General features: G+C 42.4%; 11 protein-coding genes. 8 read left to right on the forward strand and 3 right to left on the reverse strand.

What is annotated here, in order from left to right:
* Nucleotides 1–73 precede the first annotated feature (73 nt).
* From CDC37_RS00265 to CDC37_RS00285, 5 genes are all read left to right on the forward strand, one after another.
* Entirely contained in the window at nt 74–352 is a 279-nt protein-coding gene (locus tag CDC37_RS00265; RefSeq protein WP_096619889.1) for a GlsB/YeaQ/YmgE family stress response membrane protein, read from the forward strand.
* Nucleotides 353–591: 239 nt separating this feature from the next.
* The gene (locus CDC37_RS00270; protein WP_096619891.1) at nt 592–1,539 is read left to right on the forward strand and encodes a hypothetical protein; all 948 of its coding nucleotides are present in this window, start codon (nt 592–594) and stop codon (nt 1,537–1,539) included.
* A 216-nt stretch (nt 1,540–1,755) separates the two neighbouring features.
* Nucleotides 1,756–2,223 (forward strand): BON domain-containing protein, encoded by a 468-nt coding sequence (locus tag CDC37_RS00275; protein ID WP_096619893.1) that lies wholly within the window; start codon nt 1,756–1,758, stop codon nt 2,221–2,223.
* A 150-nt stretch (nt 2,224–2,373) separates the two neighbouring features.
* Entirely contained in the window at nt 2,374–3,846 is a 1,473-nt protein-coding gene (locus tag CDC37_RS00280) for an ATP-binding protein (protein ID WP_096619895.1), read from the forward strand.
* A 4-nt stretch (nt 3,847–3,850) separates the two neighbouring features.
* Nucleotides 3,851–4,519, forward strand: coding sequence for a response regulator transcription factor (locus CDC37_RS00285; RefSeq protein WP_096619897.1), 669 nt, complete (start codon nt 3,851–3,853; stop codon nt 4,517–4,519).
* A 253-nt stretch (nt 4,520–4,772) separates the two neighbouring features.
* On the opposite strand, the gene CDC37_RS00290 is transcribed toward CDC37_RS00285, so the two are convergent.
* From CDC37_RS00290 to CDC37_RS00300, 3 genes are all read right to left on the reverse strand, one after another.
* A complete protein-coding gene (locus CDC37_RS00290; RefSeq protein WP_096619899.1) occupies nt 4,773–5,567 on the reverse strand; it encodes a creatininase family protein in 795 nt (264 codons plus the stop codon).
* 284 nt (nt 5,568–5,851) lie between these two features.
* A complete protein-coding gene (locus tag CDC37_RS00295) occupies nt 5,852–8,857 on the reverse strand; it encodes a pentapeptide repeat-containing protein (RefSeq protein ID WP_096619901.1) in 3,006 nt (1,001 codons plus the stop codon).
* Nucleotides 8,858–9,307: 450 nt separating this feature from the next.
* On the reverse strand, nt 9,308–10,297 hold the full coding sequence (locus CDC37_RS00300) for a hypothetical protein (protein ID WP_231943169.1): 990 nt from the start codon (nt 10,295–10,297) through the stop codon (nt 9,308–9,310).
* A 184-nt stretch (nt 10,298–10,481) separates the two neighbouring features.
* Between CDC37_RS00300 and CDC37_RS00305 the strand changes: the two genes are divergently transcribed.
* From CDC37_RS00305 to CDC37_RS00315, 3 genes are all read left to right on the forward strand, one after another.
* Complete coding sequence (locus CDC37_RS00305) at nt 10,482–11,492, forward strand: glycosyltransferase (RefSeq protein ID WP_096619903.1); 1,011 nt, start codon at nt 10,482–10,484, stop codon at nt 11,490–11,492.
* A 478-nt stretch (nt 11,493–11,970) separates the two neighbouring features.
* On the forward strand, nt 11,971–13,179 hold the full coding sequence (locus tag CDC37_RS00310; protein ID WP_096619905.1) for a glycosyltransferase family 4 protein: 1,209 nt from the start codon (nt 11,971–11,973) through the stop codon (nt 13,177–13,179).
* Nucleotides 13,180–13,537: 358 nt separating this feature from the next.
* Entirely contained in the window at nt 13,538–14,890 is a 1,353-nt protein-coding gene (locus tag CDC37_RS00315; RefSeq protein ID WP_096619907.1) for an oligosaccharide flippase family protein, read from the forward strand.
* Nucleotides 14,891–15,155 lie beyond the last annotated feature (265 nt).

Genomic DNA, 15,155 nt, shown 5'->3' on the forward strand with positions numbered 1-15,155 from the left:
TAATTGCAATCGGAAAACAAGAAAAACTAAAGTTTTCAGCTTAAGTGCAAGTTCAAGAAAGGAGAAATAAATTATGGATATCATCGCTTGGTTAGTGTTAGGTTTAATTGCTGGTGCATTGGCTAAATTATTTTATCCCGGTCGTCAGGGTGGTGGCATTATCTCCACAATCGCTCTCGGTATTTTTGGAGCTTTAATTGGTGGTTATTTAGGTCAAGTTCTGTTTGGAAGTGGCGCTGCGGCGGCAGCTTCAGCTGGGGCATTGTCCCTTGGTAGTATCTTTTTCGCCGTTTTAGGTGCGATGTTACTCATCTTTATTTGGGGTTTATTAACCCGTCGGACTACAGTTTAATGGTATCTCTTCCTGCAATGGAAGAGTATTATCAATTCAATTAATTGGAGTTTATCTAATTAATTGAAAGTGACAGGTGGAGCCAAAACGCCCAAATAGACGGTTATTTATAGCCTCAAGTCAGTAATACTGGATAAGCCATCTTTGGGTAAATTTAATCCATAAATTTTCATGATTAAATTGGCAACTTGAGGTATGTGGCTCCTGTATTTTTTTTACTATCAAAAAAGGTGATAAAAATGGAACAACATCAACGAGCAGTGGGAGCTTTTGCACGACATACAGACACAAAATTAGCTTTGACGGAATTACAGCAAGCTAATTTTCCAATGGATAAGGTGTCCGTAATTGCGAAGGATGCGAAAAACAAAGACGATATTGCTGGGGTGGAGGTGAAGGAGCATATCGGAAATAAAGCTGATGAGGGTGCTGTTGCTGGTGCTGTTGCTGGGGGAACCGTTGGTGGTGTAACTGGTTTGCTGGTTGGGTTGGGACTTTTGGCAATTCCGGGAATTGGTCCAATTATGTTAGCTGGTGCTGAAGCTACCGCGATCGCATCTGCTTTAGCTGGTGGTGCAATTGGTACTGCTGCGGGTAGTTTGACTGGTGCTTTAATCGGTTTGGGTATCCCCGATGATAAAGCGAAGGTTTACAGCGATTTGGTTGATAATGGTTATTATCTCATCATTGTGAATGGTGACAGTCGGGAAATTGCGATCGCGGAAATGATTCTACGCAATCGCGGTATTGAACATTGGGATACTTTTCATCCGGTTCCTTCCGCAAATGCAAATAATTCATCTGCTACTTTGAATGGTCGTTATAAGTATGCTGTCGGACATTTTTTCCTGCGTCAAGATGCAGAAAAGGCTGTGACAGAATTGCGGATGAACGATTTCCCGATGCAAAATGTCAGCATTTTTGCCAAACCTTCTGTGGGAGTTAGTGAGATTCACGAGATTCCTATAACTACTTCTAATTACGATTTTGCTGTCTTGGAAATCCCCCATCATCAGATTGAAAATTACCAGCGTCGTGTGGAATTAGGTGATTATTTACTAGCGTTACACGGTACGGATATTCAGTTAGCCGCAGCTCAAAATATTCTCCAAAGAAACGGGATTCAAAATTACGAAGTCTTCACTCCTAAAGTGACTAATCAGACTGCTCCCGCAGGAACTATTTAGGAAGAGAATACAGGGTGAAATAAGCCGTCATGCATTGAAATTGTATATCCACCCATTGCTGACAATTAACCGCAACACCTTTGACAGTCAACAGTCAACATTTCCCCTTCTCCCCGTTTACGGACTTTTTTGTCAGAGTTCTTCCGTTGACGATCAACACTTAACAGTCAACATTTCCCTACTCCCCATACACTTAATTTTATCGGAGTACAAATTATGAAAAAATCAATAATTTTAATTTTTAGCAGTTTTTTATTCCTTGGTCTTGCGGGTTGTGATACCTTCAGAACTGCTACCAATGCACCGGATCGCGTCACCGATGAAGTCCAAGCACCAACAGCACAGGAAGCTCAAGATGCACAAGCTGATGCAACTAGCGAAACCCGTCGTAGACAATTAGATGCAGATATCCAAGCACGGGAAGAACGTAATAATCTTCTGAATGATGGTGCTGCAACCAATCGTAGTGATAGTGACTTAGCTAGCCAAGTTCGCAGTAAATTAGAAGCAAATCTACCTGCTAGTGCTTTGGTGGTTGAATCGGAAAATGGTAATGTTACCATTAGTGGGACAGTGCCAACTCAACAACAGTATGAGCGTATTCCCAATTTAGCCAAGGAAATTAAAGGTGTGAATAATGTGACGTTGAATGTCGCTGTTGCACCTGCACAACCGGAAAATTAGGGTGTTGAACACAAATACAAATACGAATTGAATATTTGATGTTGTGTCATTACAGTGCAGAGACGTAGCATTGCTACGTCTCTACGATTATTTTGGTTTTAATACAAATTTATGCAAAAATAATATCTACATCAAAAACCTAAGTACTGTATGAAAATCTTGGTAGAAGCCCGAACACGGATTTTATTATGGTATCTGTTGTTGATGTCGGTTTTTATTGGCATTGCCATCCCCACGATTCGTCAACGATTGTATCTCAAAGTGCAGGAGCGGGTGGAGCATGATTTGAGAGACGAAATTGAAGATTTTGAGAATGTTGTCAAGAATGGGTTTCAGGCTGAAGACGAGCAAGATATCGAAAAGTTAAAAAGGTTAAGAGCGGATAAAATTATTTGGACTCCCCCTAAAAATAAAGAAGAACTTCGGGAAGTGTTTGATATTCACTTTGCGGAAGAATTGCCGGAAGATGATGTGTATTTTATTGCTATTATCAACGGTGAATTCTATAAATCTACTCCCCGCGCATTGCCGGAAATAATCGATCGCAGGTCTGATTTTATGCAAAAATGGAAACGACTTCAACAGCGATCGCAAAATGAAATTCAAGTTAATGACCCTCAGATAGAGAGTATTCTTTACATTGCCCATCCATTCCGTATACCCGATGGAACTACGGGTGTGTTTGTGGTTGCCCATGTGACTGCTGGGGAACGGAAAGAAGCTCGAGAAGCGCTCCAGGTGATGATGGAGGTCGTGGCCATAGTGTTTATTTTGGCTTCCTTTATGGCTTGGTGGGTGGCAGGCAGGGTATTAAAACCATTACGGACTTTAAGGGAAACTGCTCAATCCATTAGTGAAACAAATTTGACTAAACGCATCCCAATTCACGGTCAAGGAGAAATTGCTGACCTGGCTAAAACCTTCAATGGGATGATGGATCGCTTGGAATTAACCTTTGCCGCTCAACGGGACTTTATTAATGACGCGGGTCATGAACTGCGCACCCCGATTACCATTATTCGCGGTCATCTGGAATTGATGGGGGATGACCCCCAGGAACAACGGGAAACCATAGCTTTGGTAATGGATGAACTCGACCGCATGAATCGGTTTGTGGATGACCTGTTATTACTGGCAAAAGCAGAACGTCCCGACTTTCTCCAGCTAGAAACGGTGAATGTGGCAAATTTTACGGAGGAATTATTTCTCAAAGCCACAGCCCTTGCACCTCGCAACTGGAAACTAGGTGGTATTGGTAGAGGTAATGTGGTGATTGACCGACAACGAATTACGCAGGCAGTTATGAATCTGGCACAAAATGCGACACAGTACACCAGTAAGGACGATAATATTACCATTGGTTCAGGGGTGTCTAAGGGAAAAGTTCGTTTTTGGGTCGCAGATACGGGGGCTGGTATCCCATCCGCAGACCAGAAACGTATTTTTGAACGGTTTGCCCGGGGAACTAGTGGTCGTCGTCGTTCGGAAGGGGCTGGTTTAGGTTTGGCTATTGTTAAGGTTGTCGCGGAAGCACACAGAGGTCAAGTGTATTTAAAAAGCCAGTTAGGCACAGGCTCAACTTTTACGATTGTGATGCCAGTGGAACCACCACCGGAGGTTTAAGGTTATGAACCGTATACTCATTGCAGAAGATGAATCCCGAATTGCTGCTTTTCTGGAAAAGGGATTGCGATCGCACAATTTTACTACCACAGTGGCGGAGGATGCGGACTCTGCAAGTAATATGGCCATGAGTGGGGAATTTGACCTATTAATTTTAGACTTAGGTTTACCAGGCAAAGATGGCTTGGAGGTGTTAGAGGAGGTACGCGGTCAAGGGGAAAAAATACCCGTAATTATATTAACAGCTCGCGACGACATCCAAGACAAAGTTGCTGGTTTTGAAGCTGGTGCAGACGATTATTTAACTAAGCCATTTCGATTTGAAGAATTATTAATGCGGGTCAAAGCCAGGTTACGCAACCATAACGACAACCAAAGACAGGAAGAATTAGTATTAAGGGTTGGAGATATTATATTAGACGTGCGATCGCGCAAAGTCAAAATCAAAGGACGCAGCACCGAACTCCCAGCAAGAGAATTTACCCTTGCAGAAACATTTTTCCGTCATCCCGGACAAATCTTCAGTCGAGAACAATTACTAGACCGGGTTTGGGGTTATGATTACGACCCAGGTTCCAACATCGTCGATGTCTACGTGGGATATCTACGTAAAAAATTAGGTAACGATTTAATTGAAACAGTACGCGGAATCGGCTATCGCCTGCGAACATGATTGAGTTGTGGTGTTATGACCAATTTAGTCATAGCCTACAGCAAACCGCTACGCGTCTACATGTAGGTGCAGCCTTCTCGTAGAAAACTTTTGTACACAACCAAACAAGAAAAAAGATAATTGAATAGTTTGAGCGTTTTGATTAGTCTTGCGATCGCTTCTGGCAATGGCTGAAATTGGGTTTTTCCCCGGTGTTTTCATGGTCAAAAGTGGCTTGAGAGACAAAAGCGCGACTACGAACCTTTTTGAACCATCAGGTGGTAAATGGTTGGTAGGCATAAATTTCCTCAATCACCTGTACCCACCCATCCGAGACGGACTCAAGGATGCGATCGCCTTTTTCTTTACTAGCTGTGGTTGGGTCGCCAATTACCCCACTTTTACTGATGTCACGGGTTGCCCAGGATACAGGTAAATTTCTTTCCCAACTCAGTAATTTGCCAGGGGAAGGGGGATATTCAGCAACAGCCCTCTCTATCCGTACCTGTTCTGGTAGTAGGGACATAATAATACTAGTTTCTGCATCTCCAGCGTGCATTCCTTCTTGAGCTTCCTGGGTTGTGAGTAATTCTTTAGTAATATTTGGTACGCGCCAGGTGAAGAGGGGAAATACGGTGAAGTCGGCGTATTTAATGTGTAAATCACGGGCAACCATTTGCATAACTTGCGGTTGACCACCGTGGGAGTTCATTAATACTAGTTTTCTGAATCCGGCTCGGTATATACTATCAGCAACTTCCATTAGTGTCGCGGATAGAGTTTCTGTACTTAAGGTGATTGTACCGGGGAAATGCCAGTGTTCGTTAGATTTTCCGTAATATAGGGAAGGTAGGGCATAGGCAGGAATGTGGGGAGGTAGTTTCGCCAAGGCTTTCCCTAGTACACCCATACCAATCGCCGCATCGACGATAATCGGTAAGTGGGGTCCATGTTGTTCAATCGCACCGACTGGCTGAATGATGACAACATTTTCCTTGTCTGACATGGTGTCAATATCTGTCCAAGTCAGGTAGGGGAAGAAACGGTGAGGGGGAATGAAGTTGTGCATCATGGGGAGGTAGGAGACAGGAGGGGAAGGGTAATCCAACTTTCATAATTATCCCATTTTCTCTGAATCAGTGAAGTTGTGTATCATGGGGAAGTAGGAGACAGGAGGGGAGAAGAATGATCCAACTTTACATAGGGATTGCTGAAAATTTGATAAACCATAGGTTAAAACTATTCCCTACTCCCTGTTCCCGACCCTCACGAAAAGACTTTTGCCGCAGACCCGACATAATTATCCCATTTTCCCTTGGGGAACAGGCATCCCTACCTGTTTTGATATTTACTTCACACTTCTTGCTCGTAGTTATTAACGACAGTTTCGTCTTCATATTCTTCTTCGCTGAGGATTTCCCCTTCACTGGTTTCAATGGCAACCATACCGGATACACCCATCCAGATGGAGGTGCTATGGCCGTATTCGGAAGCGTAGGAAGATAGCTCATGCTGGGAAAGTAGGCGTTTGATGACAAAGAAGTCTTCTTGAGAAAAAATTGCACCTTGAAGACGGGCTGTTTCGCGATCGCTCTCACTCAGAATTGCTCCTGCTAAACAGGCATTTGTCAGATTCGTTGTATTGAATATGACTTCCGTGAGGTTAGCTCCGCTTAAGTTAGCTCCAATCAAGTTTGTGTGACTCAGGTTAGCTCCGGTGAGGTTGGCTCCGGTGAGGTTAGCGTTGGTGAGGTCTGCTCCGGTGAGGTCTGCTCCGGTGAGGTTGGTATCGGTTAAATTGGCATTGGATAGATTTACGGAGTTGAGGTGGGCAAAATTCAGAAGGGTTCCCGATAGGTTCATGTGGGATAAATCCACTGCTTGCAAACCATTAGCATGGGTGCGATCGCTAAAGGTGTGAATCGCAATTAAGTTTGTACGAGCAATTAGTTCAGCGATCGCGTGGGGATTAAAGTCGCTGGTGTTGGGGATTCCCCCAGGGAAAAAGGTGGTTTTTGTTTCCTGGTGTAGACTACTCAGGAGAAAGAAGGTATTAATACCGACATAAGCATGGATGGCTTCGATCTGGGTGGAATTACCGTATTTGTGATATTTTTCCAGGGTTCTATGGGCAATTCCTTGATCTAACCAGGTACTACGTTGATATTCTTGCCAAAATTCTAGCAATTTTTCCCGTAAAATCGCCAAAATACCGTGACGTGGTGGTTGACGACGCAATGTTTCCAGGATTAATTCCTGCAATTCCCAATCAATGAGATGACAACCAAATAGGTCATAACAGAATTGCGCGTAGTCCTTGGGGTCAGCTTGAGGATGGATAGTGGTGGATAATTCACTGGCGATCGCGGTTGCGGTAATTAGTTTTTGCAGGTAAGGATGGCTAAATTCGATCTGTTGGGGATGGGTGGGAGAATGCTGTAGGAGGAAGTTGGGAAGGAGAAACTGTTGGTCAGGGGTGGTAATGTAACGTTGTGATCGCCAATTTTGTAAAGCTAGTTGCTGAATCCACCTGTAGAGTTGACGGGCTTGGGAATAATTATATAACCTGTTGTGAGGATATGTGTTTCCGTAGATATGGGCCATCCCTTCCCGAACTAGAGCCGTTTTCACTCCCCCATTTTCCGGATAGCCTAATAACCAACGTTGTAATCTCATCCCTATTTCCCAGAGGAAAAATCCACCGCGATGTTTGGCTGTGGTGGTTGCTGTTTGCAGCAAAGTTTCTTCTAGTAAACCTTCCCGATGTAAAACCGCTAACAGGTACAACATCAAGGGTTGGGAAACGAAAACCATTATTTGTGGTAGGGAAGAACGTTCAGCATGTATACTGGTAAAAGCGCCAACGGTTTTTAAAAACCCAAAAAAACCTTGAGCAATATTCAACGACTGCACCTTAGCCCAATTTTGAAACCACTGTTTCCACTCTTCTTGCTGAAATGGCTGGATCAAAACTCGCCTTACCAGGGTCAAATTAGTTGTTTGTTCCAGTTGCTCAAATTCTCCACAACGGGCGGTAATTGCAAATTTGTGTAATGAATGGGACTGGAATTGCAATAGCTGTCTAACGAGGATTTGTCGTTGTTTTTTCGGTAATTCCTCTAAACCATCAAGTAATACTAAACACTTGATACTTTCTGAATCTAGCCAAAATTGCACCTGTTCAGCCAGGGTTTCTGGAAATCCAGAGGCAATACTTGCCAGAAAATCAGTACCAATCTGTATATCACGTAATCGTACCACAATCGGCATCCATTCGGGATAGAGATGGCGAGCGACATGAGCTGCAAACATCCGCAGGAAAGAGGTTTTCCCGCATCCCGATTCTGCTTCGATCCAAGTAATACTGCGAAAATCAGCCAATTCCCCTTGCAACCACGCAAACAAATCCACAGACGAAATTGGCAGACCAGAAATGGTTGTTTCTCCTATAGGTACACCCTTGGGAGGAACGTAGATATCTGGTAAAGCGAAAAATTCCCCGTACAAAGGTTTAGCTAAATCTCGAATTAATTGACCACGGTAGCGCTCCCGTGGTAAATCAATCCAATCACCCTGCATTCCCCCAGGTTGAACCCTGCGGTTAGCCTTGGCGATAAAGTTTACAGGGACTTGGTTTCGGGGACAGATATTACCTAAGCGTAAAAACTTCTGCAACTGCGGTAAAGCAGCCGCATTTTCCGCAACAACAGTTAATAAATGACCAGTCAGCGCGATCGCAATTCGTTGACTAATTAGTTTTGCCTCCATCTCCTCCGCACCATTGGCAATTAACCAAGTGATGACAGCATTTTGCATCTGCTGGGCTAAAAGAGAATCGGATAGCAATTCCAGTGCTTGTTCGGCTTGGGTATCGGTGAGTTTGCCAGGATACAGGGTTTTTAATACCGCCACCAGACGGGGATGTTCTAACTTGACTGGTGGTTGTAAACTAATTCCCGTAGTTGTTGCATTCGTCACTTCCCTAGGAAATAAAGCCCGATCCAACCAGGATTTTTGCTGCTGGATTTCCACCTGTAATACTTCTGCCAAGGCTTTGAGGTAAGCTATTTGGAAGGCTAACCAAGTCCCCTCATTCCGAGTTAAAGTCTTTTTACGACTGAATGCTCGTAATAATTGCAACGTTAACTCTGTGTAGGCAGGAATTTCAGCCCAAGCCAATTCCAGAGGTTGTTCCAGAACTTCCGCAAAACTACAGATATCAAATATCACTAAGCTTTTCGCCTCCATATCCCGGATAATCCGTATAGAGACTCCGGAGGCATCTGCCGATAAGAATAATAATAAATTTGCCCTAGGACGATAATGTTCGCCTAACCAGTTACGGAGATTCAAGTTCATTTTAAAACTAAGTGTATATTCTCCCAGAGCAATTATGAACCATGAGGACACTCCTAGGAATCGGTGAAAATCAGAGTTATTGTCATGAGTTCAGGTTTATGATTGGGAAAAATCCTGGTATAAATACCCGTTTGTCTGATTATATTTTGAATTAGCTCAGAGCTTTTGAGGAAACTCTTGCTTCTCATCAAAACTTCTCGGCAGGGCTTGCTGAAAAATTTAGAGGTATTTTAGTTCCAGAAAGTGCAAATAAACAAGTGCTAGAAGCTCAAGAACCTAACATCTGTAGTTTTTTTGGACCTTGTGAAAAGAAGTGGAATCCGTTTCCGCAGATCCTGGGTAAGAACTTCAGCCTTTATAACTCATCGAACTCATGGTCAAACCAAGTAGTAGTATTACAAATTACGTAGCTTGCACACCAAGTAGCGGGTATTAGGAATTAGGAATTAGTCAAACAACTTTACATTTACGCAAATAAGCTGTTTGCCTACCCTTACGCATAGAATCTAAAGCTTTGCGGAGGATTCGCCATTGTAAAGGAGCTTGATTAGACATGGCTCCCTGGGGCTTTAACCAGTTTGCCACATCGGGATGGGTTTGCTCTAAGCAATTGATGAAGGTGTCCCAAAACCACGGCCACATGGCATCATGGTAATGAATAATTTTTGCCGCTTGGAGATATTCCTGCACATACCATGTATCATGGGTTTTGCTACCCATCGCGTAATTATGGGATTCGGGAAGACTACGCCACCTTAAACCAGCCTTAAACATCGCCAATCCCAGGGATATTTGCTCATTAAAGAACACTCCGGAATTTTGGGACGCGATTTGAGCATCAAAAACTTGTAAACAGGTGTCTAAGTAATGCTGGGCAAATTGGCAACTACGACGGTAAGCAAATACACCACCATTCCAATACAGACGGATATTGGCTCCTTCCCTTTCGGTGGTAATCCAGGGTAAGGCTTCGATATCAATTCCGGTCGCTTGACAAACGCTGCGCCAATAGGGTTCATTGGGGTCATTGACACCGGTTGTACCGATATTGCGGTCAGATGCACAAGCGACAAAATCCTCATTTTCCCCCAAGTGGAGTAAATGGGGTTCATCCACAATTAACAAATCGCCGTCTAACCAGATAATTGAATCAGTTTGGAAATGGTTTTCTGCGGTGAGGACAGCATAGGGTTTATTGAGAAACTTATCCCAAGGATAGCGATCGCGGTTTTTTAACCACACATGTTCGACTTGCAACTGCTCAAATGCTGCTAAGGTGCTACGGGATAGGGGTGGTCCAAAACGGGGTATCACGGCTAAAACTGGTGCATCTGCAAATACTCCCCCCCAGCGACGCAAACTCTCAATCATCCTAATTGTTTGGCATTCTAACCAACCTGATTCCACGCAACAAACAATTGCATGTTGATGTGTTGTCATAATTTACCCTGGTGCAAAATAACTTTACTGGATTTATACAATGACTTTACAAAATTTTTATATCATCACAAATAATTAGTGTGATGATGTTGCTGGGTTGGCATAATCCACAAAAAGCATACCGTAAAATCACAGAGTAATTGCCGGAAAATTCTGAGCCGTTGATCAAGGATTAGGAGTATAAATGAAATCGCTGGGTGTGGTTGTGATTGGCAGAAATGAGGGGATGCGATTAGTCCGGTGCTTAGAATCCCTGTTAGCGGAAAATTCCCCGAATTTAAATCTACACATTGTCTATGTGGATTCCGGTTCCACCGATGGTAGTATTATCCAAGCTCAAAGTTTAGGGGTCGAAGTGGTTGAATTGGATTTATCCATACCTTTCACCGCCGCTCGAGCAAGGAATGCCGGATTAGAATTTTTAGTTTGTCGCCATCCCCAGTTGGAATTTGTGCAATTTGTCGATGGGGATTGTCGAATTGCACCCGGTTGGTTAGAACGGGGTATAAAAGAGTTAGAAAAGCATCCCGAAATAGTGGTTGTTTGTGGTCGCAGACGGGAAGAATACCCGGAAAAATCGATTTATAACCGTTTATGCGATATTGAATGGAACACACCCGTCGGTGAAGCAAAAAGCTGCGGGGGTGATGCGATGATGCGAGTGACAGCCTTGCAAAGGGTAGGAGGCTTTAATCCCAGTTTAATCGCGGGAGAAGAACCGGAATTGTGTGTACGTCTGCGGGAAGCTGGGGGAAAAATTTGGCGCATTGATGGGGATATGACCTACCATGACGCACAAATGACAAAATTCTCCCAATGGTGGAAGCGATCGCTGCGGGCTGGTCATGCCTATGCCGAGGGAGCATGGTTACATGGTAACACCTCCCAGCGTCACTGGCTGAAGGAAACCGTGAGTATTTGGATTTGGGGGTTTGTGATTCCCTGTCTAGCCATGATCACAGCTTGGTGGACTCAGGGATGGAGCTTGGTATTACTACTAGTAGCCTACATCTGGTTAGGGTACAAAGTTTATCGCTCCACCCGCGATCGCAGCTTTAACCGTACCGATGCATGTTATTATGCGATCGCCTGTACGGTTGGTAAATTTCCCCAAATCCAAGGACAAATTCAATTTTTCCTATCTCGTATTCTCAATCGTCAAAACACCTTAGTTGAGTATAAAAGTGCTTCTTGAATCTATTTTTAATTCGTAATACCCGCTACGCGGGAAGCAAGCTACGTAATTTGTAATAGCCTGTGGTAAGGCTACGCCTACGTAATTCGTAATTATTGGATTAGAGACTATGGGTGTTATGTTTGATTTTTTTTGTGTAGCCTGTGTTCAACAAAACCAAGTACACTACTATTAGAGGATGTTTGTCAAGTTTCCATAAATACTTTATTAACCACATTAACCACCTCTTGAAGACAGACAATAGGTTAACAGTATATTTACAGTATATTTGTTGTTATCGATTACTCCCGATTCCCTTACAGACGCGACATGTATCGTCTCTTCCCACTCCCAAAAAACGAGATTGTTCAGTATTAAAATCTTAAAATCGACTTGTAAAACATCCTCTTAGAACCGTTTGCAGTATCACCAAAATTTCACCCATCCTCTACTGATAAATATTCTAGTTTAATCACTCCTCACAGCTATTCAGATTTGCATGAAAATTGCCTATTTAGTGAATCAATATCCGAAAGTTAGCCACAGCTTTATTCGTCGGGAAATTGAAGCGATTGAAACCCATAATGTTGAGGTATTCCGTTTTTCTATTCGCTCCTGTGCGACCGAATTAGTTGACCCTTTAGACCAAGAAGAGTTAAGCAAAACTAAGGTTATTTTAGAACGGGGAGTTTGGGGCTTATTCACCGCCTTTATTTTTGTTTTTCTCACCCGTCCTCTTGCCTTTTTTCCAGCTTTGCAACTAGCAGTTAAATTAGGTTGGCGTTCAGATGTTGGTATTCTCAAACACCTCATCTATTTCGCTGAAGCTTGTGTGTTATTCCGGTGGTTAAAACCGATTCAAGTCAGTCATTTACATGTTCATTTTGGTACTAACTCCACCACCGTTGCTCTATTATGTCATCGATTAGGTGGTCCAAAGTATAGTTTTACAGCTCATGGACCAGAGGAATTTGACCGTGCCCGGAGTATTAGCTTGTCGGAAAAAATACATGATGCCCGATTTGTTGTCGCCATTAGCGAATTTGGTCGTAGCCAACTGTATCGTTACTGTGATTACACCCAATGGGAGAAAACTCACGTAATTAGATGTGGCTTAAATTCAGAATTATTCCAAACATCAGCTACTCCTGTACCGGATAATTATCACCTTGTTTGTGTTGGACGCTTATGTGAACAAAAAGGACAATTATTATTAATAAATGCTGTCCAAAAATTGCGTGAGCAAGGGATAATTGTTTACCTAACTTTAGTGGGAGATGGGGAAATGCGTCAACCCATCGAAGCATTGATTATGACTCTTAATTTACAACAACAAGTGAAAATTACTGGTTGGGCAAATCAAACTCAAGTGCAAGAATATATCAGAGATAGTCGTGTATTTGTCTTACCCAGTTTTGCGGAAGGACTTCCCGTTGTCATTATGGAAGCATTTTTGATGGAACGTCCTGTGATTAGTACCTATGTTGCGGGAATTCCGGAATTAGTCAAAAATCAGTTCAACGGTTGGTTAGTTCCCCCTGGTTCGGTGACAGCATTGGTGGATGCAATTAAAAAAGCAATAAACACATCTCCCGAAGAATTACAAAAAATGGGGAATATGGGTAAGCAAGCTGTGTTAGAAAATCATGATATTCGTCATACAGCTAAACAGTTGATTGAATTATTTAAAAGGGGGGAAAATAGATGATAAGTCGATAGGTCGCATTCAAACAATACGGAAAACTTTTTTCGGCTGATGAGAGACAATGATTTACAACAGATTGTCGTTTTTCAGGGTTGTGTTGTTGAAATTTTCAAAGCTTGTGAGAAGCTGCTTTTATCGAACAAGTGAAAAAGCAAAATTTAAAAGGAACTAATAATTTACTTTTGCTTATTTATTTTAATAATTATGTTTGAACACTCAATTATATATATGTAATAAAATCTCATACCAAGACGCATTATGCAAGTTTTTTGGGCGTAAATAAGTAAAATAGTCAAGTTAATCTGATATAAATTCAGCTGTATCTTATATCTAAAATCAAACATCCACAATCCCAAATGATATGGTCACAAAACTTAAATCTAAAACAGTTCGCGGTGCTGCATGGACAATTGCCGGTTATGGTACAAGTCAGTTGATTAGATTTGGTGGAAATATTATTCTCACCCGCTTACTTGCACCCCAATATTTTGGATTTATGGCAGTTGTGAATACTCTGCTAATTGGGATTGAATTGCTATCGGATCTAGGAATTGGTCAAAGTATTATTCAGCATAAACGGGGGGATGACCCGGAGTTTTTAAATACTGCTTGGACGCTACAAATAGTCCGTGGTGTGGGGATTTGGTTATTGTGTTTAGCCATGACAATTCCGGTCACAAATTACTATGGAGATAGACGGTTATTGTGGATGTTTCCTTTGATGGGTTTGGGTTCAGTAATTTTAGGATTTATGTCTACAGCCTATGTCCAACTGAATCGTCACATGGATTTACGCAAGGTTGTCTCTTTTGACATTACAATACAAACTTTATCCTTGGGGATTTTAATTATACTGGCATTTTTCTTTAAAAATATTTGGATTTTCGCCGTTGCTGGTTTAGCCGGAAATATTTTGCGAACTCTGGGTAGTCATTGGATGATTGCTGGTAAATTACCTCGTTTTGCGTGGGAAAAAGATGCTTTGAGGGATTTAATTTCCTTTGGAAAATGGATGTTTGTGGCAACAGCTTTAATGTTTTTAGCTGAACAATCAGATAAATTAATTGTAGGGAAATTACTCTCATTAGAGGTTTTAGGAGTTTACTCAATCGCCGCAACTTTGGCCAATATGCCCAGGGAAGTAATTAAATCCCTAAGTTACCGGGTGATTTTTCCGACAATTTCTGCACAGACAGATTTATCCCGTAGCGAATTACGGACAAAAATTGCTCAAAAACGCCAAAAAGCTTTACTTGCGGTAGCAATTGGCTTGGCATTATTAGTAAATATCGGTGATGGGGTGATAGCCTTCCTCTATGACCAGCGCTATACCGCAGCTATTTGGATGATGCCTATATTATGTAGTGGAATTTGGTTTTCTGTTTTGTTTTATACTCTCAGTCCTGCCCTCGTTGCTCTCGGACAACCTGTTTATGTTGCTCAAAGTAACCTGATGCGATTTTTGATGATTAGTGTGGGTTTACCATTAGCATACACACAATGGGGTGTAGTAGGCGCGATCGCCACCATTGCGTTGAGTGATTTTCCTTTATATCTGGCGATTAATTACGGACTATGGCGGGAAAAGTTATCATGTTTCCGTCAGGATATGCAAAGTACTTTGGTTTATATTGCAGCTTTGTTAATTTTCATGTTGATACGGGTTGTCTGCGGTTTAGGTACTCCCTTCGACTCAATTCCACCCTTGAGTTGAAAATTGAGGGAGTAGGGAGAAACGACCCACCATGTCGTTTGGACACAACTAAGTAGGTAAGCACGGAAATTTTCCGCTATGTAACAAAGTCTTAACCTGATGGATTAGAGTTAAATTTTACACGCAGTGTACTATGATTGCTTTTTTCCCCTCTAGCTTGAACGCCATTGATTACAGCCTAAGCAAGGTCTAGTTCATCATCAAATGTTTGACCAGATAACTCCGATTTTTTATATATCTTAACATAGCTGACTTTTTTGCTGCC

It is taken from the genome of Calothrix sp. NIES-3974, from assembly GCF_002368395.1.
Lineage (GTDB): Bacteria > Cyanobacteriota > Cyanobacteriia > Cyanobacteriales > Nostocaceae > NIES-3974.

What these genes read in the sequence shown, in the direction of transcription:
- CDC37_RS00310 (WP_096619905.1), top strand. Translation starts at nt 11,971, where the DNA reads ATGAAAATTGCCTATTTAGTGAATCAATATCCGAAAGTTAGCCACAGC.
- CDC37_RS00280 (WP_096619895.1), top strand. Translation starts at nt 2,374, where the DNA reads ATGAAAATCTTGGTAGAAGCCCGAACACGGATTTTATTATGGTATCTG.
- CDC37_RS00270 (WP_096619891.1), top strand. Translation starts at nt 592, where the DNA reads ATGGAACAACATCAACGAGCAGTGGGAGCTTTTGCACGACATACAGAC.
- CDC37_RS00275 (WP_096619893.1), top strand. Translation starts at nt 1,756, where the DNA reads ATGAAAAAATCAATAATTTTAATTTTTAGCAGTTTTTTATTCCTTGGT.
- CDC37_RS00295 (WP_096619901.1), bottom strand. Translation starts at nt 8,857, where the DNA reads ATGAACTTGAATCTCCGTAACTGGTTAGGCGAACATTATCGTCCTAGG.
- CDC37_RS00265 (WP_096619889.1), top strand. Translation starts at nt 74, where the DNA reads ATGGATATCATCGCTTGGTTAGTGTTAGGTTTAATTGCTGGTGCATTG.
- CDC37_RS00300 (WP_231943169.1), bottom strand. Translation starts at nt 10,297, where the DNA reads ATGACAACACATCAACATGCAATTGTTTGTTGCGTGGAATCAGGTTGG.
- CDC37_RS00315 (WP_096619907.1), top strand. Translation starts at nt 13,538, where the DNA reads ATGGTCACAAAACTTAAATCTAAAACAGTTCGCGGTGCTGCATGGACA.
- CDC37_RS00305 (WP_096619903.1), top strand. Translation starts at nt 10,482, where the DNA reads ATGAAATCGCTGGGTGTGGTTGTGATTGGCAGAAATGAGGGGATGCGA.
- CDC37_RS00285 (WP_096619897.1), top strand. Translation starts at nt 3,851, where the DNA reads ATGAACCGTATACTCATTGCAGAAGATGAATCCCGAATTGCTGCTTTT.
- CDC37_RS00290 (WP_096619899.1), bottom strand. Translation starts at nt 5,567, where the DNA reads ATGCACAACTTCATTCCCCCTCACCGTTTCTTCCCCTACCTGACTTGG.